Genomic DNA, 25,022 nt, shown 5'->3' on the forward strand with positions numbered 1-25,022 from the left:
GCGTTTCTGTCGTTGTGGCGCAGGATTCGACGTCGGTGACGAACCGCGGCCGGGTAGCACCGCCGTCGATGTGCTGGGTGAGGACGAAGCTCGGCACTCGTCGCCGAACAGCCCTTGGTGTAGCCGATGTCCGTTGACGCCAGGGGTTGTCACACTCGTCGCGCGTGAGCTGGGAGTCACGCGTCAGGCGATCCAGAAGATGCTTGCCTGCTAGCGACGATGGACCCGACGGGCAGCTGGAAGCTCGTCCGAAGGACGAGTACGACCTCGCGCTGGCGCTGCCCGTACTCACCTCGGCGCAGCGGGTGCGATCAGCCCCTGACGGGCACCGGGCATCCATGGCTGGAACTGCTCGTGCCGCCCGGCACAACCGACCAAAGTCGGGCATCTGCACTGCCCTGACCTGGGCGAACCCAACCGTTACCAGTTGTTACGTTCAGGTCTTCCCCTGTCTCACCGGTTGGAGGGAGGATGCCTCGATCGATCGAGACTGAGGGGAACTGAGGGTGATCTCTCGTAGAACGGGCGTGCTAGCTGTCGTGGCCGTCGCCGGGCTGGTCGTCTGCGCTCCAGCCGCACCCGCCGCGCTCGCCGCACCCAGCGCGGACGCGCTCATCGGCGAGGTCTACGGCGGCGGCGGTAACTCGGGCGCGACGCTGACCAGCGACTTCATCGAGCTGACCAACGCGGGCACCGCCGCGGTGAGCCTCGACGGATGGAGCGTCCAGTACCTGCCCGCCGCCCCGAGCGCGTCGAGCAAGTGGCAGGTCACGCCGCTCACCGGCAGCGTCGCCGCCGGCGCGCGGTACCTCGTGGCCGAGTCCACCGGATCGGGTGGCACCGTCGCCCTGCCGACGCCCGACGCGAGCGGCGGCATCGCGATGGCCGCCGGGGCCGGCACGGTCGCGCTCGTGCACGCCACGACCGCCCTGACCTGCCTCACCGCGGCCGACTGCGCCGCCGACGTGGCCGTCCACGACCTCGTGGGCTACGGCGCCGCGACCGTGCGCGAGACGAACCCCGCCCCCGCCGCGAGCAACACCACCTCGATCGCCCGCACGAGCGGCGACACCGACGACAACGCCGCCGACTTCGCCACCGGCACCCCCACGCCGACCAACGGCAAGGGCGAGACCGCGGGCGGCGGCATCCCGCCGGTCGCCGCGAAGATCCACGACATCCAGGGCACCACGCGGATTTCGCCGCTGAAGGGTCAAAAGGTCGCCGGCGTCACGGGCGTCGTCACCGCGATCCGCGCCTTCGGGTCCTCCCGCGGCTTCTGGTTCACCGACACCCACCCCGACAGCGACCCGCGCACCAGCGAGGGCCTGTTCGTGTTCACCGGGTCCAGCACTCCGGCCGTCGCCGCGGGTGACGCCGTGACGGTGAGCGGCACCGTCAGCGAGTACTACCCGGACAGCCCGACCGACTCGACCTACCAGTCCACCACCGAGCTCACCGGTCCACAGTGGACCATCGAGTCGAGCGGAAACGCTCTGCCCGCGCCGACGGTGCTCACCCCCACCACCGTGCCGGATGCACTGGCGCCACAGCCGGGCGGCAACATCGAAAGTCTCCCGCTGGAGCCCGCCAAGTACTCCCTCGACTTCTGGGAGGCCCACGAAGGCGAGATCGTCAGCGTCAGCAACGCGCGTGTCGTCGGCCCGACCACGGCGTACGACGAGCTGTACGTGACGACGAAGCCGAAGCAGAACCCGACCCCTCGCGGCGGCACGATCTACACGGGATACGACCAGTCCAACACGGGCGTGTTGAAGGTCGAGTCGCTGGTCCCGTTCGCGGAGCGGCCGTTCCCGGTGGTCAACACCGGCGACACGCTCACCGGCGTCACCGCGGGCCCGGTCGAGTACGACTCCTTCGGCGGCTACACGCTCGAGGCGAGTGTCCTCGGCGGCGTCCGCAGTGGCGGCATCACCAAGGAGGTCACCCGCAAGCAGCGTCCGGACGAGCTCGCGGTGGCCACCTACAACGTCGAAAACCTCTCCGCTGTGGACACCGAGGACAAGTTCGACCAGTTGGCCCGCGGGATCGTCGACAACCTGTCCTCGCCGGACATCGTGACCCTGGAGGAGATCCAGGACAACAACGGCGCCGACGGCAACGGTGACGGCGTTGTCGCGGCCGACCAGACGCTGCAGAAGTTCACCGACGCCATCGTCGCGGCGGGCGGTCCGCGCTACCAGTGGCGCGAGATCGATCCGCAGGAGGGAACCGACGGCGGCGAGCCGGGCGGCAACATTCGCGTCGGCTTCCTGTTCAACCCGAATCGGGTGTCCTTTGTAGATCGTCCAGGCGGGGACGAGACCACCGCGGTGTCCGTGGTGAAGGACCACAACAAGGCGCACCTGTCCGTCTCGCCGGGCCGCGTCGACCCGACGAACGAGGCGTGGCAGGACAGCCGCAAGCCGCTGGCGGGCGAGTTCGTGTTCCGCGGCCGCACGGTGTTCGTGATCGCGAACCACTTCAACTCCAAGGGCGGCGACCAGCCGACGCACGGCCGCTACCAGCCGCCGACGCGCAGTTCCGAGGTGCAGCGCGGAAAGCAGGCGCAGGTGCTGCGCGGGTTCGTCGACCAGCTGCTCGCCGCGGACCGCAAGGCGAACGTGATCGTGGCCGGTGACCTGAACGACTACCAGTTCTCGCCGGCGCTGCGGACGCTCACCGCGGGCGGCAAGCTGACCGACCTGATCAACACGCTGCCGGCCCGCGAGCGCTACAGCTACGTCTACGAGGGCAACTCCCAGGTGCTCGACCACATCCTGACCGCGCAGGACCCGCGCGGCATGGACTACGACGTCGTGCACATCAACGCCGAGTTCGCCACGCAGGCTTCCGACCACGACCCGCAGATCGTCCGGTTCCGCCCCCGCGGTTAAACCGAGTGCAGGTAGGTGGCCCGGTGCTGGGCAGCCCGGGCCGCCTGCAGCATCGCCTCCGCGAGGTCGGCGGGCTCGACCTTGTCCACCAGCGCTGTGTTGATCGCCACCTCGACGATCTCGCCGGTTCTGGTCACCCCGACCTCGACCAGACCCCAGTCGTCCTGTGCCACCGTGATGCGCTGCTCGCGTTGCCGGCGCCGCGCCAGTGGTTTCGGCTCGCACTCCATCGCGTCCCCCTTTCACTCCGGTCCCTACGACGGTGGGAAACCTTCCGCGGTTCCGGGAACCGCGGCGCTCCTTCACCCGTCCCACGATGATGAGCTGGACACGCGCGCGAGCCGAGCACCTGTCCCGCCGCCGGATCGCACCCGCGGTGCCGGCTGCGATCCGCGCCGAATCCGGCTGGGTTCGCGCGTATGTCGCGATGCCGGTCGAGCAGGAGAAGGACACGCTCGAACCGGACAGCTGGCTGCGTCCAGCAGGTGGGACGGTGTAACAAGTCTGCGCCACCGCCGATCCTTGAGCGACTGCACCTGCGCTTGAGGAGACGGCACCGTGACTGCAAACCGGCGATTGTTCACCAGCGAGTCGGTGACCGAGGGACACCCTGACAAGATGTGCGACGCGATCAGCGACACCATCCTGGACGCGCTGCTCGCGGCCGATCCCCGCAGTCGGGTCGCGGTCGAGTCGCTGATCACCACGGGGCAGGTGCACGTCGCCGGCGAGGTGACGACCGAGGCCTATGTGGACGTTCCGGCCCTGGTGCGGCACAAGATCCTCGACATCGGCTACGACTCCTCGGCGAAGGGGTTCGATGGCGCTTCCTGCGGGGTGAACGTCGCGATCGGCTCCCAGTCGCCGGACATCGCGCAGGGTGTGGACGCCGCATACGAGTCGCGAGTCGGCACGCGGCCTGGGGACGACACGGACGAGATCGACCGGCAGGGCGCCGGCGACCAGGGGCTCATGTTCGGCTACGCCTGCTCCGACACGCCCGAGCTGATGCCGCTGCCGATCGCGCTGGCGCACCGGCTCGCGCGGCGGCTGACCGAGGTCCGCAAGAACGGCACCGTGCCGTACCTGCGGCCCGACGGCAAGACCCAGGTGACCATCGAGTACGCCGGTGACCGGCCGGTCCGGCTGGACACCGTGGTCATCTCCAGCCAGCACGCCGAGGGCATCGACCTGGACACGATGCTGGCCCACGACCTGCGTGAGCACGTCATCACGCCGGAGACCGCCTCGCTCGGCCTGGCCGCCGAGGACCCGAGGGTGCTCGTCAACCCGACCGGGCGGTTCGTGATCGGCGGCCCGATGGGCGATGCCGGCCTGACCGGGCGCAAGATCATCGTCGACACCTACGGCGGTATGGCGCGGCACGGTGGCGGTGCCTTTTCGGGCAAGGATCCGTCCAAGGTGGACCGTTCCGCCGCCTACGCGATGCGCTGGGTCGCGAAGAACGTGGTCGCCGCGGGGCTCGCGGACCGCGCCGAGATCCAGGTGGCGTACGCCATCGGCAAGGCCGCTCCGGTGGGCCTGTTCGTGGAGACGTTCGGCACCGAGCACCTGGACCCGCTGAAGATCCAGGCCGCCATCACCGAGGTGTTCGACCTGCGTCCGGCGGCGATCATCCGCGACCTCGACCTGCTGCGCCCGATCTACGCGCAGACGGCGTCGTACGGACATTTCGGCCGCGCGGACCTGGACCTGCCATGGGAGCGGACGGACCGGGCCGGCGCGCTGAAGAACCTGGCGTAGGCCATGCGGATCGCCGTGACGGGATCGATCGCGACCGACCACCTGATGGTGTTCCCCGGCCGGTTCACCGAACAGCTCGTGGCGGACCGGCTGGACAAGGTGTCACTGTCCTTCCTGGTCGACCAGCTCGACGTCCGTCGCGGCGGGGTGGCGGCGAACATCTCGTTCGGCCTCGGTGTTCTCGGCCTGTCCCCGATCCTGGTGGGCGCGGTCGGCGCGGACTTCGCCGACTACCGCTCGTGGCTGGAGCGGCACGGGGTCGACACGAAGTCCGTGCGGGTCTCGGAAACCCGCCACACGTCACGGTTCCTGTGCACCACCGACGAGGACCAGAACCAGATCGCGTCGTTCTACGCCGGGGCGATGGAGGAGGCGCGGGAGATCCGGCTGGCTCCGGTCGCGGACCGGGCAGGCGGACTCGACCTCGTGCTGATCGCGCCGAACGACCCCGTCGCGATGGTCCGGCACACCGAGGAGTGCCGGCAGCGTGGGTTCGCCTTCGCCGCGGACCCGTCGCAGCAGCTGGCCCGGATGGGCGGGCCCGAGGTCCGCAAGCTCGTCGACGGCGCGTCCTACCTGTTCACCAACGAGTACGAGACCGCGTTGCTGCTGAAGAGCACCGGTTGGTCGGCCGAGGACGTGCGGGATCGCGTCCGCTGGTGGGTGCAGACCCAGGGCGCCGACGGTGTGCGGATCGAGGGCTGTGGTGTTTCCCTTACGGTGCCCGCGGTTCCGGTCAAGCAGGAGGCGGACCCGACGGGTATCGGGGACGCGTTCCGCGCGGGTTTCCTGTGGGGGAGGCACGCGCGGTTGTCGCTGGAGCGCTCGGCGCAGGCGGGCTGCACGCTGGCGGCGATCGCGCTGGAAACCGTCGGCACACAGGAGTACCGGCTGACTCGACAGTCCTTTTCGGACCGGGTGGCGCGGGCCTACGGCTCGGCCGCCGCCGCTGACATCGAAGCGAAGTTGCGGATATGAACCTGCTGGACGCGCTCGCGGACCGGGTACTGGTCGCCGACGGTGCGATGGGCACGATGCTGCAGTCGGTCCCGTTGTCCCTCGACGATTTCGCCGGTCTCGAAGGCTGCAACGAGATCCTGAACGTCACCCGGCCGGACGTCGTCCGCCAGGTGCACCGCGGCTACCTCGAAGCCGGGGCGGACGCGATCGAGACGAACACGTTCGGCGCGAACTGGGCGAACCTGGCCGAATACGACATCGCCGACCGGATCTTCGAACTCGCCGAGACCGGCGCGCGGCTGGCACGCGAGACCGCGGACGAGTTCGGCGACCGGTTCGTGCTGGGCTCGGTCGGCCCGGGCACGAAGCTGCCGACCCTGGGGCACGCGCCGTTCGCGAAGCTCCGCGACGCCTACGCCGAACAAGTTCGCGGCCTGCTCGCGGGCGGCGCGGACGCCGTGATCATCGAGACCTGCCAGGACCTCCTGCAGACCAAGGCGGCGGTGCTCGCGGCGCACCGCGCGATGGCACTCGAAGGCCGCATGGTTCCGGTCATCGCGCAGGTGACCGTCCAGACGACGGGCACGATGCTGCTCGGCAGCGAGATCGGCGCCGCCCTGTCCGCGCTGGAACCGCTGGGTATCGACCTGATCGGGATGAACTGTGCGACCGGGCCTGCGGAGATGGGCGAGCACCTGCGGACCCTGTCGCAGCGGTCGCGGATCCCGCTGTCGGTGATGCCGAACGCGGGCCTGCCGGAGCTGGGGGCGAACGGGGCGGAGTACCGGTTGAGCCCGGAGGAGCTGGCCGGGGCGCTGGCGGAGTTCGTGTCCCGCTACGGCGCACGCCTGGTCGGCGGCTGCTGCGGTACGACCGCCGAGCACATCCGGCAGGTCGTCGCCGCGGTGCGCGAAGTGCCTTGCGGCGCACCGGTTCCGGTGCCGCAGCCCGGCCTGTCCTCGACGTACCAGCCGGTGCCGTTCGCGCAGGATGCGTCCGTGCTGATGATCGGCGAGCGCACCAACGCCAACGGCTCGAAGAAGTTCCGCGAGGCGATGGTCGCTTCGCGCTACGACGACTGCGTCGAGATCGCGAAGGCGCAGATCCGCGACGGCGCGCACATGCTGGACCTGTGCGTGGACTACGTGGGCCGCGACGGCGCCGCGGACATGGCCGAGCTGGCCGGCCGGTTCGGACGGCCTCGACGTTGCCGGTCATGCTGGACTCGACCGACCCCGGGGTACTGCGCACCGGCCTCGAGCACCTCGGCGGCCGGTGTGCGATCAACTCGGTCAACTACGAGGACGGCGACGGGCCGGACTCACGGTTCGTGCAGGTCATGCGACTGGCGCGGGAGCACGGCGCAGCGGTGGTCGCGCTGTGCATCGACGAGGACGGGCAGGCCCGCACCGCGGCGTGGAAGCTGCGGGTCGCCACCCGGCTGATCGAGGACCTGACGACCAACTGGGGCATGCTGGTCGACGACATCATCGTCGACTGCCTGACGTTCCCGATCTCCACCGGTCAGGAGGAGGTCCGCCGCGACGCGGCCGAGACGATCGAGGCGATCCGTGCGCTGAAGGAACGCTGTCCGCGGGTGCAGACGACGCTAGGCGTGTCCAACGTGTCGTTCGGGCTGAACCCGGCCGCGCGGCAGGTGCTGAACTCGGTGTTCCTGCACGAATGCGTCCAGGCGGGGCTCGACACGGCGATCGTGCACGCGTCGAAGATCCTGCCGATGGCGCAGATCCCCGAGGAGCACCAGCGGGTCGCGCTCGACCTCGTCTACGACCGGCGCCGCGAAGGGTACGACCCATTGCAGCGGCTGATGGAGCTGTTCGACGGGGTCTCGACGGCCTCGTCGAGGGCGACCCGAGCGGAGGAACTGGCGTGGCTGCCGCTGTTCGAGCGGCTGGCGCGGCGCATCGTCGACGGCGAACGCAACGGCCTGGAGGCGGACCTCGACGCGGCGATGGCCGAGCGACCGCCGCTGGAAATCATCAACGGCACCCTGTTGTCGGGCATGAAGACGGTCGGCGAGCTGTTCGGCTCGGGGCAGATGCAGCTGCCGTTCGTGCTGCAGTCGGCCGAGACGATGAAGGCCGCGGTGGCGTACCTGGAGCCGCACATGGCGGGCGACGGGTCCGGCGGCAAGGGCCGGATCGTGCTCGCCACGGTGAAGGGCGACGTGCACGACATCGGCAAGAACCTGGTCGACATCATCCTGTCCAACAACGGCTACGAGGTGGTCAACCTCGGGATCAAGCAGCCGATCTCGGCGATCCTGGCGGCCGCGGAGGACAAGCAGGCCGACGCGATCGGCATGTCCGGGCTGCTCGTCAAGTCCACGGTGATCATGAAGGAGAACCTGGAGGAGATGAACTCGCGCGGGGTCGCCTCGCGGTGGCCGGTGCTGCTGGGTGGCGCGGCGCTGACGCGGTCCTACGTGGAGAACGACCTGGCCGACGTGTACCAGGGCCAGGTGCGCTACGCGCGCGACGCGTTCGAGGGCCTGCGGTGGATGGATCACATCATGGCGGGCGAGGGGCCTTCGCCGGCGGAGGAGGCGAAGGCCGCGGAGCGCAAGGCCCGGCGTTCCCGGATCGCGCGTCCGGTGGAGGCGGGGTCGGGCCGTTCGGATGTCGCGACGGACGTGCCGTTGCCGTCGCCGCCGTTCTGGGGCAGCCGGGTCGTGAAGGGGGTGCCGCTGGGGGAGTACACGCCGTTCCTGGACGAGCGGGCGTTGTTCCTCGGGCAGTGGGGGCTGAAGGCCGGGCGCACGGGCCCGTCGTACGAGGAGCTGGTGGCGGCGGAAGGCCGGCCGCGGCTGCGGTACTGGATGAACGAGCTGACCACGCGCGGCATCCTCGCGCACGCGGCCGTCGTGTACGGCTACTTCCGGTGTGTCGCGTCCGGAGACGACCTGGTGGTGCTCGGCTCCGAGGGCGACGAGCGCTGCCGGTTCACGTTCCCGCGGCAGGCCCGCAACCGGCGGTTGTGTCTGGCGGACTTCTTCCGCCCGCAGTCCTCCGGCGAGGTCGATGTGGTGCCGCTGCAGATCGTCACCATGGGCCGGCCGATCGCGGACTTCGCGGCGACGCTGTTCGAGCGCGACGCGTACCGGGACTACCTGGAGATCCACGGGTTGGGTGTGCAGTTGACGGAAGCCCTGGCGGAGTACTGGCACCGGCGGGTGCGCCAGGAGCTGCGGATCGCGGATCAGGACCCGGCGACGGTGGAGGAGTACTTCAAGCTGGGCTACCGGGGCGCGAGGTTCTCCCTGGGCTACGGCGCGTGCCCCGACCTGGAGGACCGGGCGAAGATCGTGGCCCTACTGGAGCCGGAGCGCATCGGCGTCACCCTGTCGGAGGAGTTCCAGCTGCATCCCGAGCAGTCCACCGACGCCATCGTGACCCACCACCCGGAGGCGAAGTACTTCAACACCTGAGTTGCGGCTCGAACCGGCGGCACGCACGGCGACCGGCACCGGCCGCCAACCCGTCACCTGGCTCGAAACCTCAACGCCGCGCCCGCCACCCCAGCGACAGTACCGAGTCCACCAGCTCCTGGTACATCGGCTTCAGCTCGTTCAGGTACCGGTCCAGCCACGCGGCCCGGGCGTTGGCCGCCGGTGTGGGGCCCTCCGCGAGCTCCAGCCACGTCAGCCGCGAGACGTTGTCCGCCGCCATGCGCCACCAGTTGTGCGCCACCTGCGCCGTCCGCTGCTCGCGCTGGGCCGCCTCCGCCACCGCCTGCTCCGCGGCCAGGATCTCGCTCTCCAGCTCCTGCACCCGCCGCAGCTCCCAGGCCCGCAGCTCGTCGGCCGCACTGGCGGCCAGCCCGACGATCTCCTTGTAGCGCATCGCGGCGGATTCCATCAGAACTCCGGACGGTCGAAGGGAATCATCACTTCCGGTGAGACGTGCGTGCTGCGGTCGAAGAACAGTGCCCGCCCCGGCCGCGGCGACCAGTGCACGACCTGTCCCGCCGCGAACTGGCTCAGCTCGCTGCCCTGCACGTCGAGCGCGGCCCACGCGCCGATGTCGTCGGTGCCGCCGAAGCCCAGCGTGTCCTTCAGCCGCGCGGTGCTGCGCCACCAGCCGAGCGTGTGCACGTTCCTCGTCGGCCCCTGCTTGAGCACGGCCCGGAAATGGTCCAGCCCGCTCTTCAGCTCACCCGGTTTCTTCGCCTCGAGCAGCGGCAACACCGCGTCGACGCCGTAGAGCAGCAGTATCCGCGCCCGATCCGACGGCTCCTCGACGAGCTTGAGCATGCGCGCCCCGAGCTCCTCCTCGTGCAGCATCTCGACCAGGTGCCCCTCGGCCTTCAGCGTCTGCACCAGGTGATCCACTGCCGGGGCGCAGCGGTCGACCAGGCAGCACACCAGGAACTCGACCTCGTGCGGCTGGTACTGCCGGGCGAGCGACTTCCCCCCGGCGTCCATGATGGACAGTGCTTCGGCGGCCGCGGTGCCCAGCACCGCCAGGTTCCGGCCCGGCGCGTTGAACAGGTCCGCCGCGCACGCCGTGTCCTCGACGTCGATCGACTGGCCCAGCAGCGCCCGCGGGCGGCCGCCGGGGGTGAGCGCGGCGAACGCCGGGATGTGCTCGAGGATCGGCGAGTGCGCGCCGTCGAACAGCCGCGGGCGCTGGTGCTCGTCGGCGTAGAGCTCCCACAGTTTCCGTTGCAGCGACGAGAAGATGTCCCGGCTGCTGGCGTCGGGCACATGCGCGAGCTGGTTGCCGTGCGCGACGCCCGAGTCGTGGTTGACGACCGCGTGCCACTTCGGTGCCGCCACCGCCGCGTTGTTCGTCTCGGCCAGCACCCGTCGCGCCTTCGGCATCGCGATCCGCAGCGTGCACTGCTCGAACACCGCGGGCTTGCCCCAGAACGCGTCGATCCCGGCGATGTCCTGGCTCGCCAGGATCAGGTGGATGCCCTGGGCGCGGCCGCGGCGGGCGATGTCCTCCAGCAGCGCGGTCGCCTGGTTGGTCACCGTGTCGCGCCCGGCGAAGAGGTACTGGAACTCGTCGATCACCGCGACGATCCGCGGCCAGTGTCCCGCCGGGTCCTGCCGACGCAGCTCGGCCAGGTCGGTGACCTCGTGTTCCTTCGCCGCAGCCGACCTGCGCCGCAGCTCGTCGGCGAGGAACCGCAGCAGGGCCAGCCCGAACTCGCGGTCGGTGTTGACGTTGACCCCGATGAGCCGGGCGTGCGGCAGCCAGCTCGCGTCGCGGCGGCCGGGTGCGAGGCCCGCGAAGGACACGCCCTCCTTGAAGTCCAGCAGGTACAGCGCCAGCTCGTCCGGCGGATACCGGGCGGCGAGGCTCCCGAGCAGCGCGTACAGGAAGTTCGTCTTGCCCGAGCCGCTGGGCCCGCCGATCAACGCGTGCGGGGTGCCGTCCCCGATGACCACCTCGACCGGGTCGCCCTCGAAGAACCCGACGGGCGCCCGCAGTTCCTTCGCGGAGCTCTCCTGACCCAGCTCGGCCGGCAGCAGGTCGTTGAACGAGCGCGGCCCGCCCTGTTTGGCGATGAGCGCCTCGGCGAGCCTGCTCGCCGCGCCGCTGACCTCGCCGGCCGGGATCGGCGGGTCGAGGTCCACGAGGATGTCCGGCCCGGTCATGCTGGTCACCGCGTGCTGCTCGTCGAGCAGCCGGATGTTCTCGACCCCGCCGCCGAACATCGTCGGCAGGTCGATCCCGATCAGCGAGATCCCGGCCGCGAGCGCACCGCCGGCGATGCGCTTGAGCTCACGCAGCTGCTCGCGGGTCCAGTCCTCGCCATTGCCGAAGAACACGACGATGCGCCACGGTTCGGTGCGCTGCCCGAGCGCTTCGCGCATGCTGCGCAAGGAGTGGTGCCCGGCCTGCATGGTCTGCGCGTGCGTGCGGCGGACGTACCCGGCGAGCTCCTCGAGCAGGTCGTCGAGGCGGGCGGGGTCGTAGACGGTCACCGCGCTGGTGCGGCTGAGCGGATACAGGTTGGGCAGGACGGCCGTGAGCTGGCCGACGTCCCACAGGTGCACCCGGACGGCGCCGGGCTCCATGCTGCTGAGCACGCGCAGGAGCAGGGCTTCGACCAGGGCTTCGGCCGCCGCGCGCGTCTTCGGCGCGGTGGTGACGGCCAGGTGCGACTCGTCCAGCAGCGGCACCGCGACCGGGAACGGACCTGTGGAGTCCACTGTGGACGAGCCGATGCGCCACAGCGGCGGCACCTTCAGCGTGCCGGTCCCGACGCGGCCGAGCCAGTCGCTCGGCGGACGGCTCGCGGCGCCCGGTGCGGTGTCGGCGACCAGCTGGCGCAGGCGGCCGGGAACCGTGGCGGCCTCGGCGTAGAACGCGGCCTGCACGGCGTTCAGCTGCTCGCGAACGCTCGCCAGCGCGGGGTGGCGGAGGTCCTCGGGATCCGCCTTGCCGATGCCGGCGTGGACGATCCGCTGCTCCAGCCGCAACCGGTCCAGCTCGGCCTCGGCCGCGGCCCGGGCGGACTGGGCCGCGCCGAGCACGAGGCCGAGCTGCTGGCGCATGTTGCCGAGCGCGGTCAGGACCCGGCCGCGCTGGTCACTGGACTTCGCGAACTTCATTACAGGCTTGCCTGGTAGCCGCTCACCAGTTCGTCGGCCGCCGCGAGCCGCCCGGCGTCCTGGCGCAGCCGGTCCTCGGCGAGGGCGAGTTGGGGCGGTAGCCACGGCTCCGCCTGTTCGAAGGCCGTGACGATCGTTTCGCGTGCCTCATCCAGCAGCTCCACCGCACGGTTGGTGTGACCGGTTGCTTCAGCCAGTTTCGCACGGAAAGCGCCGAGCTGCGCGTGGAGCTCGCCCAGGGAGTACATCTACAGCCGGGCGGAGTAGGACTCGGCCGACGACACGGCGGCCTGGATGGTGCTCTGCTGGCCGGTGATGCCCTGGACGGCTTCGGCGAGCAGACCGTGGGCCTGGGTCACCTCCGGCTGGGTGCTGCCGGACGTGACCTGGCCGAGGATCTGCTGGGCCTCCTCGAGTGCCTGGGCGGCCTGTTGCAGGGCGGCGACGCTGGCGTTGCACTTCTCGTTCGCCATCGCGATCCCAGCACGGATCTCTTCCACTCCGGCCATCGGCGCGGGTTCTCCTCGGTCTGTCGAGCTTGCGTGGTCGCCGTTGGTGACGACCCTCGTAAAACTATCGGTAGGTGCCGAGGCTGATCGCACTAGGCCGATCAGGTGACAGGTTGCGAATTAGCCCGCTGTTCGGGTGAAGAACTACCGGGGCCGCCGACCCGCCAACGACAGAACGCCGGGCGCGTCGAGCCACCCGGCGTTCTGTCTGCAAGAGAGCGGAGGATACGGGATTCGAACCCGTGAGGGCTGTTACACCCAACACGATTTCCAATCGTGCGCCTTAGGCCGCTCGGCCAATCCTCCGCCGAAGAGCCTACACGGGCCTCAGGCGCGGTCGAGACGGGGGAAGGTCACCTCGCGCAGGATGAGCAGCACGGCCGCGGCCAGCGGAATCGCGACCAGCGCGCCGACGACCCCGAGCAGCACCCCGCCGAGCAGGACCGCCAGCACGGTGACCAACGCGGGCACCCGCACGACCCGTCCGATGATCTTGGGCACCAGCACGTAGTCCTCGAGCACGCGGTAGACGACGGCGAACCCGGCGGTCGCGAGGCAGGCGGGGACGGACACGGTCAGCGCCATCAGGCACAGGACGAGGCTGCCGACCGTCGAGCCGATGACGGGGACGAGGTCGAGCACGCCGAACAGCAGCGCGAGCAGCACCGGGTAGGGCACGTCGAAGACCAGCAGCCAGACGAACGCGGTGGCCGAGGCGATCGCGGAGACGGCGATGTTGCCCAGCACGTACCAGCCGACCTTCGCGATGATCTCGTCGCCGATCAGGATGACGCGCGGCCGCCTGCTGTGCGGCACGAACCGGTACACCGCGGCGCGGATCTTGGGGAAGTTCGCGAGGAAGTAGACCGTGAGCACGAAGACGACGACGACATCGGTGAGGGTGCCGAGCAGCGCCTTGCCGCCGCCGACGAGCCCGGTGAGCAGGTCGGGGTTCTTCAGCGCGGCCGTGGCGCGTTGCTGCAGCTGGAAGCGGTCGTCGAGGCGGCCGAGGGTCGAGCTGTGGTCGCCGAGCTGACGCAGGTATTCGGGCGCCTTGTCGACGAACCGCGTGGTCTGCTCGATCAGCGGCGGGATGAGCGCGGCGAGCAGGCCGGCCACCGCGGCGAGCGACGCGACCATCACGAGCGCGACGGCGACCGCTCGGGGAAAGCAATGGTCCGCGAGCCACCCGACGACCGGCTCCAGCCCGACGGCGATGAACAGCGCGACCCCGATGAGCACGAGCGTCCCACCGGTGAGGAACAGCAGCCACACCCCGCCTGCCGTGACAGCCATCCCCGCGGCGATCGCCATGCCCACGAAGAACGGCGACCGCCGATCGAACGGCACCCCCAGCGGGCCGAGCGGCTGCTCGCGATCGCGGAGCTGCCCGGCCTTGGTGTCCGCGTCCTCGACGGGATCCCTGAGCTGCCTGAACGCCCCCATGGAACACGGGTTCCCGCTGGCCACCCCGAGAAACTGAGCGACCCTCACCCGAGCGGGTGCTGTCCTCAGGTGCTCAGTGACAATGTGGTGCCGGTGGTCGCCACCGCCAGCGAGTTGTCGTAGAAGCGGCGTGCTTGCTCGATCGTGGCGAGGCTGTTCGCGGGATTCGTCATGTGCGCCAGCAGCAGCGTTTCGGCGCCGGCCCGTTCCGCGAGCCGGCCGGCCTGCCCGGCGCTGAGATGACCCTGCTCGTCCCGCGCCGGGGGCTTGTCCGGGTAAGTCGCTTCGCAGACGAAGACCGTCGAGTCGGTCGCCGCGGCGACCACCGCGTCGGTGGGACCGGTGTCGGAGGAGAAGGCGACCGCCGCGTCGGGCAGCTGGAACCGCAGTGCCGCCGAGGGAACGGCATGCCGAGCCGGATACGAGAACACCGGGACCCCCGGCAGCAGGGCGATTCCGGTCGTGCCGTCCATGGGAAGCGCTTTCGCCTCGAAGGCGTGCGCGATCGGACTGGTCAGGCTTTCGATCGAGGGAACGCGGTACAACCGGTCGAGCTCGTCGAACAGGTCGAGCGTGTGTGCCGGTGCCAGCAGCGTCGGCCGGCTGTACTGAGGAGTGGGATACTGTGCGGCGTAAGCAAAAGCTGTCACGTCGAGGCTGTGGTCGGCGTGCGCGTGGGTGATGACGACGGCGCGGATGTCCGGCAGCTGCCCGGCGCGGTCGAGCGCGCTGACGACGCCGGGACCACAGTCGATCAGCACTAGCCCGGACGGGGCGTGCAGCAGGTATCCGGAGCTGCGCCCGGCGGTTGAGAAGAGCACCGACAGCTGCGGCGCGTGCCGCTTGACGTAGTCGGGCGCGGCGAGAAGCGTTGCCAGCGCGTCGAAATCGTCGATCGTCGCGGCAGGACCGGCGCAGAGCAGCGCCGATGCGGGACGGTACCCGGCGGTGTAGGCGATGGCCGTCGCGCATGCCCGCGTGGCCGCGGCGATGTCGTACTCCGTATCGCCCACGTAGGTCACCGGCCCGGTCTCGGCCAGCTCGCGAAGTGTCACGGACTTGTCCGCGACGTCGCTGTGGATCGTGTCGATCAAGCTGGTCCAGCCGAGGTACTGCAGGTCACGATCGAGGGATCGGGCGCCCGCGGCGGTGACGACAGCCGTGCGCCAGCCCGCCGAGCGCGCTTGCCGCAGCAGTTGCGCGGCGCCCGGCGAAGGGACTGGGGCGGACCGGGCCATTTCGGCGTTCCGCAGCTCGATCGTTTCGTCGATCAGTTCGGGCGGCACGGCCATGTCCGTGAAGAAGTCGGCCAGTGGCAGGCGGAACGCGGCGCGGAAGGACGCGATGTCGAGGCCGGCGTGCCCGTGTTTCGCGAGGACGGCCGCCGTCGCTCCGGCGGCACGATGGACGTCTGCGACGAGAGTGCCGTGCCAGTCGAACGCGAGTACGGGCTTCACCGCAGGACCGCCACCTCTATCTCGGCGAGGACGCCGTAGTGGTCGCTCACGGGCGGAGCGGTCAGCACGACTTGGCTGCGCAGGATCTTCGCGCTCACGTCCGGGTGGTGGTGACGGGAGCCGACGAGGACGTAGTCGATGCGCCGCGCGTGCGGAAGCTGCCCGACGGCCTCCTCGACGACGGGTAGCGCGAGTGGGTTCTCACTGGTCCACGTGTAGCCGGGGCCGCCGTCACCGGCCACGGTCCAGCTGTCGTGGTAGTGCACGCTGGTGCCCTCGCTCACCGCCCGGCCTGCGAGGTAGCGCATGCTGTCGGCGTCCGGGGTGGCGTCGAAGTCACCGGCGATGATCGTCGGCACCGCCCGGCGCAGTTTCGCGTCGAGCTCCGCGATGGCCTTCACCTGGGCGAGCCGGGCGGCCTCGGCGTCCAACCGCCAGGTGGGTTTCGCCGCCACGAACACCAGGTCCTGGCCGTTCGGCAGGCGAATGGTCGCGGCGATCGCGCATTCGGCGCCGAGGGCCCGTGGTAGGGCGATGGCCTCGACTTCCGTTGGTTTCCAACGGGAAGCCAGCGCGGTGCCGGCACGCGCTGCGGCCGGATGCGCGTCGAGCACCTCGAGTTGATGGATGCCGTGCAGCCCCGTGCCGTCGAGCAGGCCGGCCAGCTGGTCGCGTTCGGAGGTGCGCGCGACCTCCTGCAGGGACAACAGGTCCGGCCGCAGATCGTGGATCGCGTCCCGCAGGAGGGATTGGCGACCCGGCTCACCTTCGAGGTTCCAGAGGTTGAGAGTCAGGACTCGTAGCGTCAGGCTCACGGTGGCGCCAACTCCTCGCAGGTCTGTCGTCTCACCGGCCTGTCGAGGCTAGCATTTTTCGTAACTACGATTCCATCTAGTGAATTAAGCGGCTTCCAGTGGCTCGACCGTCAGCGCGCTATGCCCGGCCGGGGTGAGCCGGACGGGGACCCGTTGCCCGATGGCGCCGGGGCGCGCGGGGCAGATCAGGTTCGCGTGCGCGAGGAACCGGGCCGTGACCTGGTCGCAACAGGCGAGCCCGTCGATGAACAGGTCCGGCTCGCAGCTGCAGGTCATCTCGGCGCGACCATTCGCGGCCGCTCGGAGCATCGCCAGGGCCCGCTGTGGCAGGTCCGAAGGAACTGGGCTCATCGCCGACCACCTCCGTTACTCGCAGTGGCCAGAACGAGCGTTGGTCGGGTCACTGACGCGTCGACTTGTGTTTCATTTGCCGGTACGCCGAGTTCATATATCGAAAAGATTAGGTCTCACCGGATCGTGGTGTCAATCAGGCCGACCGCTGAGCCGGTATGTCTTCGACGTTATCCCGCGGCCGGAACAGCGCACAGATCTCGCTGATGACCTGGTGATGCACCGCGAGCGCGAGATGTCCGGCGCCCGGCACGACGACGTTGCGCACGTCCAGTTCCGGATGGTCGATCAGGCCGTTGCGGCTGGGCAGGACCACCTGGTCGGTGTCGCCGGCGTAGGCGACGAACCTGGTCGTGCAGCCGGGCGCGGGCCCGGCCAGTTCGGTGAGCAGGTCGCTGCCCGGTCGCAGCTGCCGGACCAACGGCAACGGCGAGGGCAGCCGGGCCGCGATCGTGCCGCCGTGTGGCGTCCCGATCGTCACCGCCGTCTCGACGCGCGTATGCCCGCCGAGTCGCTGTACGTAGTAACGAGCGATCAGACCACCGAGGCTGTGCCCCACCAGGTCGACCTGCTGCTCGCCGCTGATCACGCACAGTTGCTCGATCTGGTCCGCGAGCCGGGCGGCCGCCGTCTGCACCTTGCCCACGAGGGGGCTGTAGCTGAACGACACGACCGGCCCGGCTCCGCAGGCTTCCAGGGCGATTTTGAGCTCGGTGAAGACGGAGGTGTTGTCCGCGAGGCCGGGGAGCACCACCAGCGGGCGCCGCGCCTGCTGTGTCATCGCCCAGTGATGGCCGATGCCCGAGGGGTAGCGCATCAGGTGGTTCACCATGCTCGCGAGTTCCACGGCCATGTTGCGCAGCATCTCCACTTCACCTCAGGTCAGCTGAACAGTCCGAGCTTGGGCATGACCTCCGTGGCCGCGGCCAGCAGCGACCGCACGGTGCCGAGGTAGGTCTTCGCCTCCGCGGGGATGACGTGGCTGTCGCGGCTGGTCGGCGCCTGGAGCTCCCGTGCGCGCTGGCGGAGCGCCTCGACCTGCGAGAACTGGTGGCCGAACTGCGCGGTCACCGCGGTGCCGAGGACGTGGTCGGGCGCCGACGCCGACGTGCGCAGTCCCTGGTGGGCCAGCATCGCCGAGCCGATGAGCTGCGCCGCCTGGGAGAGCAGGACGAACGCCGAGTCCGGCGAGGTGTCGGTGAGATGCTCGGCGGAGGCGATGTGCTTGCTCGCGAGCTGCAGGAACGGCTGGCTGTTGGCGGCCGGGCCGCCGGTCATCTCGAGCTGGCCCGTGCGCAGCAGCTGGGTGACGACCTCGTTGCCGTCCAGCGCGACGCCGGCGATCTGCGGCACGACGCGCGGGCGGATCGGCGCGATCTCGACGACGGGGTGGCCGGGGCGCTGCCGGGGAATCTGCAGCGTGTCGAGGTCGGGTACCACGGGGGCGACCGCGAAGTGCACGGGCCGCTTGAGCCGTTCCTCGGTGCGCTTGGCCGCGGTGGCGAGCGCGCGGGCGTCCAGCGTGCGGCCGGCCGGCGCCGCGACCAGCAGCTCGATGCTCTCCGGCGCCGGTCCGGCGATGCCCGCGAACCGGTCGGCCCACACTCCGCCGAGCACGATCCGCACGACGCCGGGCACGCAGCCGAACTCCTCGCCGACGACCTGCGGGACGCCGTAGGTCATGCGCATCAGCTCGGTCAGCGGGCCGACCAGCGGGCCGCCGTCGGCGTTCGCGCGCATCAGCCGGATGGTCCCCTCGCGGCGGCTGGTGAGGATGCCGGCCTTCTCGAGGAGCTTGTTCTCCTTGTCGACGCTCGCCAGCGAGCTGCCCGCGTGCTCGGCGAGCTCGGTGAGGCTGAAGGAGCGGTCGGGGTTCATCAGCGTGGCGGCGAGGATGCCGGCCTGGACGCGCGAGCGGAAGACCGGAAGCAGCGCGGGCGTGCCCTGAGCCCGACGGGCCGGTCCCGGTCCGGCGGGCGCGTTCTCGGTCACGACGGCGTGGCCCAGCCGGCTACGCCGGCGCGCCGCGGCCGCGGCGATGTCCAGCCGCTCCTGCGGCACCTGCAGCACGACGGAGAGCCACTGGCGGGTGCCCAGCCGGGGAATCTGGTGCCCGCGCTCCCAGCGTGCGACGAGGTCGCGGGTGATCGTCGGCCGGCCGGAGATGGTGGCGAGCTCCCTGGCCAGCGAGTACTGGCTGAGCTGGCGCTGACGCCGGGCAGCACGGATGACGTGCGAAATCGGCTGGTTGAAGTCAACTTCCATGATCGCTCGTAGCTCCTCTGGTCGCCTGAAGGTCAATCTGTTCGCCCTGGAAGGTCATCGACGCTAACCCCGGCCGGGGGTGCTCGGCTGTACGGTTTGCGCACACCTTTGGCGCATTCGCGCACGCCTCCCGCCCCAGGCTGGACGGTCGCCGGGCCGGATGAAACTCGTCCCCTGGAGGCACCGGTCGCCCCCGGCGAGTCTGGATCGCAGGCTCAGGACTGTTGGGAGCGAATGGTGGAAAACCAGGACCGTGACCTCACCGTATGTTTGCTTACCCGGAAGAATCCTATCCGAACGGCGTTGTCGATAATCGACGAGCGGCGCACCGGAAGTGTTTTGGTAATTGACGAGGACGGGCGGCTCGAAGGTTGTGTGACCGAGCAGGAGATACGAAGGTCATTGCTAGCCGGCGCTACTCTGGATATCCCGGTTGAACAGTTGATGACAAAGCCGATGGCCACTGTGGCTCCTTCTGTCGGGCGCCCCGAGGTCCTCGATCTCATGCAAGCTCTTCATCTGCGGGAAGTGCCGATCGTCGATTCCTCCGGGCGAGTGTGCGGGATCCACTTTGAGGACGAGATCATCGGTACGCCACAGCTCGAAAGCTGGGCAGTGATCATGGCTGGTGGTCGGGGAACTCGCTTGGCTCCCCTTACCGACAACATTCCAAAGCCAATGCTGCCGATTGCCGGGCGTCCAATTCTCGAACGCTTGGTCCTGCATCTGGTCGGAAGTGGCGTAAGAAAGATATTCCTATCTGTGAACTACCTGGCGGAAGTAATCGAAAAACACTTCGGGGATGGAAGCAAGTTTGGGTGCGATATCGAATATCTCCGGGAAGAAATTGACCGGCCGTTGGGCACAGGGGGGCCACTTCGACTGCTTGAGGACCTCGGGTACGAAGCCACGGCTCCTCTGATCGTTCTGAACGGCGATCTGGTCACGGCGTTCTCCGTTCAGGACCTGTTGGACGCTCACCGCGCGCGAGGCGCGGTGGCGACGATCTCCGTGAGCGAGTACCAGCATCACGTTCCGTTTGGCGTACTAGAGCCGCGCGATGGGTATCTTCAGCGAATCGTCGAGAAACCCACGCACTCGTGGTTCGTGAACGGGGGGATCTATGTGGTGGAGCCTCAGCTCATCGAGCGGGTCCCTCCTGGCCGCATGTTCCCGATAACAGCCCTATTCGATGATTGCCTGAAACGAGGCGAACTCGTCGGATTGTGGGACATCCGCGACGACTGGCAGGACATCGGACGGCCCGCGGAACTGGCACGGGCCCAGGGACATACGTAAGCAAGCCGGACCACTGGCTTCCCTGGCATTGGCTGCGGTATCGCTTACGCGCTTAGCCGGCGTAGATCGGGCCCTCCCGCCCGGGTCAGGTATCTGTTTGAGTTGCCGTCACGACAAGCCGAGACAGCAAGGTTTCCATACCAGATTCGGATATTAGAAGCAGGTGTGAATGTGGCCGGATTGGCCGGTATGCGCGCTTTGGTTACCGGGGCGGACGGTTTCATCGGAAGCCACTTGGTCGAGCGACTAGTGGAGGAGGGGGTTCATGTAAAGGCACTGTGCCTGTACAACTCCAACGGTTCGTACGGGTGGCTGAACGACTACACGCAAAACCACGAGAACAAGGTGGATTTCCATCTCGGTGACGTCCGGGACCCAGGTTACGTCCAAAACCTCGCCGACGGGGTCGACGCCATCTTCCATCTCGCGGCGCTGATCTCGATACCGTACAGCTACCAGGCGCCGGCATCGTTCGTGGCGACGAATGTGCAGGGTACTCTGAACGTTCTGGAAGCAGCACGCCAGGCGGGCGCCGTCAGGGTGATCAACACTTCGACCAGCGAGGTCTACGGCACGCCGGAGACGACGCCGATCCGTGAACAACATCCGCTCCAAGCTCAGTCGCCATATGCTGCTACAAAGGTGGCCGCTGACCAACTTTGCTATTCGTATGCGTGTTCGTTTGGGGTCGACGTCGTCACTCTACGTCCGTTCAACACTTTCGGGCCTCGCCAATCGACGCGCGCAGTGATACCTGCGATATTGACTCAACTGCTTGCGGGGCGCAACGAGGTTCACCTGGGCAGCCTGACGCCGCGCCGCGACTTCACTTATGTTTCAGACACAGTCGACGGTTTCGTGCGGATGGCCTCATCGCAGGTGCCGGCGGGGTCGGTTATCCAGTTAGGAACGGGGCAAGCCGTAACCATCCAAGAAATTTTCGATAAATGTTGCGAGGTGACTGGCGTTCATGCACGAGTGACCGTTGAGGAATCACGAATAAGGCCAGCCAAAGGTGAGGTGCAAGTGCTCGAGTCCGATCCTTCCCGCGCTTACCGGAACCTGCAGTGGAAACCGACCATGAGTTTGATCGACGGTCTCAAGAGAACTGCCGATTGGCTGGAGTCGAAACAACTACCGTACGTCGAAAGGTATCATCGATGACTTTGAGGCGGGAAATACCACTCGCCGAGCCATCGCTGGCAGGAAACGAGGAACGATATGTTCTCGAGTGCCTGTCAAGTGGGTACATTTCGTCAGCGGGCCCTCTGGTGCGGCGATTTGAGCAAGAGTTCGCCGAAGCAGTCGGCGCATCACATGCCGTCGCCTGCGTCAACGGAACCGCCGCACTGCACGTAGCTCTCCGGCTCGCCGGAGCCGGACCGGAACGAGTGGTCGCGGTCTCGACCTTCAGCTTCATTGCCTCCGCGAACGCGGCTCACTATACCGGAGCCAACCTGTGGTTGATCGACAGCGAGACTACTACTTGGAACATGAACACCCAGATGTTGCGGGACGAAGTAATACTCCGGGCGAAATTGGGCAAAAAAATTCCTGATGTGGTCGAAGTAGTGCACATCCTCGGCCATCCAGCGGAAATGGAACCGTTGCTGGAGCTCCGGGATAAATTTGGAATAGCCATCGTAGAAGATGCCGCGGAAGCGTTGGGTGCCTCATGGCGTACAGGGGCGCCGTCGGGACATCAGGTCGGAACCGTCGGCGACTTCGGATGCTTTTCCTTCAACGGGAACAAGATAATTACGTCAGGTGGTGGTGGCATGATCGTTACCAACGATCGTCAATCGGCTGACTCCGCCAAACATCTCACCACGCAGGCGAAACGCGCAACCGGCGAGTACATCCACGACGCAGTTGGATACAACTACAGACTAACCAACCTCGCGGCCGCGGTTGGCCTGGCGCAACTGGAACAACTCCCCCGCCATCTCCAGAGCAAGAGAACCCAGGCAGGTAGGTACAACGAGCTGTTGAAAGACATCGATCTGGAACGTCCACCCGCGGCGCGGTGGGCGAGACCGTCTTTCTGGCTCTATTCGGTACTGACCAGGAAGGTTAAGGATGTCTCTCGGTTGACACATTCGATGCGATTAGCGGGGGTTGAAGCGAGACGATTGTGGCCACCGATCCACACACAATTCCCGTACCGTTCATGCGAGAAACTGGGCGGCGAAGTGGCTGAACGAATTTACCGGCGAGGACTGTCCTTGCCGAGCTCGGTGGGGCTTCATGTTGATGACCAGACGGCAGTCGCCGTCGCTCTTCGAACGGCGATTTCCGAACAGCGCGAGGCCTTGCCGACAAATGGCTGACTTGGACAGATCCCAAAAGATTCGTGTATGTGTCTTCACCGGAACGCGAGCTGACTATGGACCGATGCTGCCGGTTATTGAGAGGCTGCACAGCGATCCAGGCATCGATCTTAGTATCGTTGCTTCAGGTGGCCACCTCGTTCCTGACCAGGGCCTGACAGTGCGCTCGATCGAAGACGACGGATTCACCGTGACGGACACCATTGATATGGTGCTCGCAAGCGACTCGCCAACTGGTGTTGCGAAATCACTTGGCCTTGCAGTTATCGGAATGGCGGAGTCGCTAAGACGAATCAAACCGGACATCCTGTTCGTGACCGGAGACAGATACGAGGCCCTGGCTGCCGCTGTCGCCGCGGTGACGGCGCCGATCACCATAGCCCATTTCGGTGGCGGGCAGCTGACATACGGGTCGATGGACGAGCGCTGCCGACATGCCCTGACCAAGCTTTCACACCTACATTTCGTCTTCACGCCGGACGACAGGAGCCGCGTGCTGCGTATGGGAGAAAGCCCTGAGGACGTCCAGGTGGTAGGCGCCGTGGGAATCACCAGGGCCACAGTCGACAGGCTGTTGGACCGCCCGTCCTTGGAGTCCGCCCTCGGCATGCACCTGGCTCGGAACCTGTTCTTGATTACGTACCACGCGGCCACCGTCGACTCCGCCCAGTCCGTGGCGGTGCTGGGCGACCTGCTTGCGGCACTCGATAACTTTCCTGATGTGCAACTGGTCTTCACGGCGCCAAACGTCGACCACGGCAGCGGCGCGATATTGCATTTGATTCGGGAATATACTGAGAAGAACGCGTGTCGCGCGACCTTGATTCCTTCCCTTGGCCAGCGTCGGTATCTCAGTATGTTGACGCACAGTCAGGTGGTCATCGGGAATTCGTCCAGTGGCATTGTGGAAGCGCCCGAACTCGGCACCCCAACGGTCAACATCGGCCCTCGGCAGGACGGGCGACCGCGTGGCCCGTCGATCATAGACTGCAGGGGCGGAGTCGTAGACATAACTGCCGCCATCGCGCGAGCGCAATCGATGGTGATAGACCGAGCGGCCAGTGATGAGGTGCTAGCGGCGCGTGAGCGTGAAATTGACGAGTGTGTCATCAGGAAGTTGAAGACCGCGTATCTGCGTGGGTCGGATGCAAAGATCTTTTATGCCGGTGAATCCCAAACCCAAGCAGTACAGGGGTAAAACAATGGTGTCAATATTCATCACAGGAGGCGCGGGTCGTATTGGATCGACACTCGCGCGCAAATTGGTGAAGGACGGATTTCAAGTTAAATGCATGGTCCGGCCGGGTGATACGAGAAGTATCACTCCCGGAATCACTCGCGTCGAGGCAGCGTTGACCGACTCGCGAGCGCTGGCGCGGGCGATCGAAGGTTCGGATGTCGTGGTTCATCTGGCTGCGCAGATGCCGGTAGGCGAAACGCCGATCGACCAGTACTACGACATCAACGTCCTTGGCACATTAAGGGTGCTCGAAGCTGCCGTGAATCAGTCGTACCCAGTCAAGCAGTTCGTCTACGCCAGCACTGACAACACCTACGGGCCGGCGATGCCGGAAGAGGATCCGATCACCGAGTCTCATCCGCAGGTGCCCGGCGATTACTACGGCACATCAAAAGTGTTGTGCGAGCACCTCGTTCGCAACTACTACAAGATCCACGGGTTGCGGTACACCATACTTCGGTATGGATCGGTGATCGCGCCGAACGAAGCCTCTTCGTTATTTCGGCTACGCTGGTTCCGGGCATTTCTGAAATCCCACATGGATGCCGGTAAGAAAAGCAACCTGTATCAGTTGTTCGGTGGAAGCCCGGATTTCATCCACGCGCTGGAGTCCCAGGTTCAAAACCTTGATGATGACGACGATGACCCCCCCGTCCGCGTCACTGGTGCAGACGGAAGGCCCTGGGCGATTCACCTTTCAGATGTTCGTGATTCGGTCTCGGGTACCGTGAATTGTCTGGATAATCCCAATGCGTGGAACGAGACATTTAACATCTTGGGGCCCGCGACGACAACATTCGCCGAGGGAGCCGAAATAATTTCGCAATCCACTGGCGTCGAGACGATCGAACTCACCATGCCGCGTACCCTCGCTTTTGAATTGTCGAACGAAAAGGCCCGGAGGCTTATAGGGTACGAGCCGGTTCACGACTTCTACAGCACGTTGTCGTCCTGCGGTGAGAAGGCCGGCCGTCTCGATTACGTTCCGGTCGGGGCCGGCTGGACTGCATCCTAGGTGTACCTCGCCGTTCTGCCAGGATGATGAATTTCTGCCGGATGCCGTGCTGGGCGCAGTTCTGGCGGAGTGACCAGCGGTAGGCACA

The 25,022-nt window shown here is 67.4% G+C and carries 20 protein-coding genes, 1 tRNA gene and 1 pseudogene; 10 read left to right on the forward strand and 12 right to left on the reverse strand.

What is annotated here, in order from left to right; all coding sequences use genetic code 11:
- Positions 1 to 506 precede the first annotated feature (506 nt).
- Positions 507 to 2,897: an endonuclease/exonuclease/phosphatase family protein gene (locus tag LWP59_RS01485; RefSeq protein ID WP_308431775.1), complete on the forward strand. Its 2,391-nt coding sequence runs from the start codon at positions 507 to 509 to the stop codon at positions 2,895 to 2,897.
- Here the strand turns inward: LWP59_RS01485 and LWP59_RS01490 are convergent.
- The gene (locus LWP59_RS01490; RefSeq protein WP_144632828.1) at positions 2,894 to 3,127 is read right to left on the reverse strand and encodes a YbaB/EbfC family nucleoid-associated protein; all 234 of its coding nucleotides are present in this window, start codon (positions 3,125 to 3,127) and stop codon (positions 2,894 to 2,896) included. The genes LWP59_RS01485 and LWP59_RS01490 overlap by 4 nt on opposite strands.
- 86 nt (positions 3,128 to 3,213) lie before the next feature.
- Here LWP59_RS01490 and LWP59_RS01495 point away from each other — a divergent pair, with 86 nt between their 5' ends.
- From LWP59_RS01495 to metH, 4 genes and pseudogenes are all read left to right on the forward strand, one after another.
- Positions 3,214 to 3,396 (forward strand): hypothetical protein, encoded by a 183-nt coding sequence (locus LWP59_RS01495; RefSeq protein WP_229858252.1) that lies wholly within the window; start codon positions 3,214 to 3,216, stop codon positions 3,394 to 3,396.
- Positions 3,397 to 3,455: 59 nt separating this feature from the next.
- Positions 3,456 to 4,661: a methionine adenosyltransferase gene (gene metK, locus LWP59_RS01500; protein WP_144632830.1), complete on the forward strand. Its 1,206-nt coding sequence runs from the start codon at positions 3,456 to 3,458 to the stop codon at positions 4,659 to 4,661.
- Positions 4,662 to 4,664: 3 nt separating this feature from the next.
- Complete coding sequence (locus tag LWP59_RS01505; RefSeq protein ID WP_144632833.1) at positions 4,665 to 5,639, forward strand: carbohydrate kinase family protein; 975 nt, start codon at positions 4,665 to 4,667, stop codon at positions 5,637 to 5,639.
- Positions 5,636 to 9,069 (forward strand): annotated as a pseudogene (gene metH, locus LWP59_RS01510) (methionine synthase). Before LWP59_RS01505 ends, metH begins: the two are co-directional and overlap by 4 nt.
- A 70-nt stretch (positions 9,070 to 9,139) precedes the next feature.
- Here metH and LWP59_RS01515 read toward each other — a convergent pair.
- From LWP59_RS01515 to LWP59_RS01565, 11 genes are all read right to left on the reverse strand, one after another.
- On the reverse strand, positions 9,140 to 9,499 hold the full coding sequence (locus LWP59_RS01515) for a hypothetical protein (protein WP_144632836.1): 360 nt from the start codon (positions 9,497 to 9,499) through the stop codon (positions 9,140 to 9,142).
- Positions 9,499 to 12,207 (reverse strand): FtsK/SpoIIIE domain-containing protein, encoded by a 2,709-nt coding sequence (locus tag LWP59_RS01520; protein WP_144632839.1) that lies wholly within the window; start codon positions 12,205 to 12,207, stop codon positions 9,499 to 9,501. The genes LWP59_RS01515 and LWP59_RS01520 overlap by 1 nt, the downstream gene beginning before the upstream one ends.
- Positions 12,207 to 12,455 (reverse strand): hypothetical protein, encoded by a 249-nt coding sequence (locus LWP59_RS01525; RefSeq protein WP_144632841.1) that lies wholly within the window; start codon positions 12,453 to 12,455, stop codon positions 12,207 to 12,209. The genes LWP59_RS01520 and LWP59_RS01525 overlap by 1 nt, the downstream gene beginning before the upstream one ends.
- Entirely contained in the window at positions 12,456 to 12,716 is a 261-nt protein-coding gene (locus LWP59_RS01530; RefSeq protein WP_144632844.1) for a hypothetical protein, read from the reverse strand.
- 219 nt (positions 12,717 to 12,935) lie between these two features.
- Positions 12,936 to 13,022: transfer RNA gene (locus LWP59_RS01535), tRNA-Ser, on the reverse strand.
- Positions 13,023 to 13,043: 21 nt separating this feature from the next.
- Complete coding sequence (locus LWP59_RS01540) at positions 13,044 to 14,162, reverse strand: AI-2E family transporter (RefSeq protein ID WP_144632847.1); 1,119 nt, start codon at positions 14,160 to 14,162, stop codon at positions 13,044 to 13,046.
- Between the two features lie 65 nt (positions 14,163 to 14,227).
- Positions 14,228 to 15,619 (reverse strand): MBL fold metallo-hydrolase, encoded by a 1,392-nt coding sequence (locus LWP59_RS01545; protein ID WP_144632850.1) that lies wholly within the window; start codon positions 15,617 to 15,619, stop codon positions 14,228 to 14,230.
- Positions 15,616 to 16,434, reverse strand: a complete 819-nt coding sequence (locus tag LWP59_RS01550; protein ID WP_186383013.1) for an endonuclease/exonuclease/phosphatase family protein — start codon at positions 16,432 to 16,434, stop codon at positions 15,616 to 15,618. Before LWP59_RS01550 ends, LWP59_RS01545 begins: the two co-directional genes overlap by 4 nt.
- An 84-nt stretch (positions 16,435 to 16,518) precedes the next feature.
- Entirely contained in the window at positions 16,519 to 16,785 is a 267-nt protein-coding gene (locus LWP59_RS01555) for a hypothetical protein (RefSeq protein ID WP_186383014.1), read from the reverse strand.
- A 136-nt stretch (positions 16,786 to 16,921) separates the two neighbouring features.
- Positions 16,922 to 17,650, reverse strand: coding sequence for an esterase/lipase family protein (locus LWP59_RS01560; protein WP_229858249.1), 729 nt, complete (start codon positions 17,648 to 17,650; stop codon positions 16,922 to 16,924).
- A 17-nt stretch (positions 17,651 to 17,667) separates the two neighbouring features.
- A complete protein-coding gene (locus tag LWP59_RS01565; RefSeq protein WP_144632859.1) occupies positions 17,668 to 19,050 on the reverse strand; it encodes a helix-turn-helix domain-containing protein in 1,383 nt (460 codons plus the stop codon).
- Positions 19,051 to 19,287: 237 nt separating this feature from the next.
- On the opposite strand from LWP59_RS01565, the gene LWP59_RS01570 reads away from it, so the two are divergent.
- The 5 genes from LWP59_RS01570 to LWP59_RS01590 all read left to right on the forward strand — a co-directional run bounded on the left by LWP59_RS01570 (position 19,288) and on the right by LWP59_RS01590 (position 24,934).
- Complete coding sequence (locus LWP59_RS01570) at positions 19,288 to 20,349, forward strand: nucleotidyltransferase family protein (protein ID WP_186383015.1); 1,062 nt, start codon at positions 19,288 to 19,290, stop codon at positions 20,347 to 20,349.
- 171 nt (positions 20,350 to 20,520) lie between these two features.
- Complete coding sequence (locus LWP59_RS01575) at positions 20,521 to 21,513, forward strand: SDR family NAD(P)-dependent oxidoreductase (protein ID WP_229858246.1); 993 nt, start codon at positions 20,521 to 20,523, stop codon at positions 21,511 to 21,513.
- Positions 21,510 to 22,679, forward strand: coding sequence for a DegT/DnrJ/EryC1/StrS family aminotransferase (locus tag LWP59_RS01580; RefSeq protein ID WP_144632865.1), 1,170 nt, complete (start codon positions 21,510 to 21,512; stop codon positions 22,677 to 22,679). Before LWP59_RS01575 ends, LWP59_RS01580 begins: the two co-directional genes overlap by 4 nt.
- A complete protein-coding gene (gene neuC, locus LWP59_RS01585) occupies positions 22,672 to 23,877 on the forward strand; it encodes a UDP-N-acetylglucosamine 2-epimerase (RefSeq protein WP_186383016.1) in 1,206 nt (401 codons plus the stop codon). Before LWP59_RS01580 ends, neuC begins: the two co-directional genes overlap by 8 nt.
- 4 nt (positions 23,878 to 23,881) lie before the next feature.
- Complete coding sequence (locus tag LWP59_RS01590; RefSeq protein ID WP_229858278.1) at positions 23,882 to 24,934, forward strand: NAD-dependent epimerase/dehydratase family protein; 1,053 nt, start codon at positions 23,882 to 23,884, stop codon at positions 24,932 to 24,934.
- The last annotated feature ends 88 nt before the right edge of the window (positions 24,935 to 25,022 follow it).

Origin of the sequence: Amycolatopsis acidiphila (assembly GCF_021391495.1) — a bacterium.
Lineage (GTDB): Bacteria > Actinomycetota > Actinomycetes > Mycobacteriales > Pseudonocardiaceae > Amycolatopsis_E > Amycolatopsis_E acidiphila.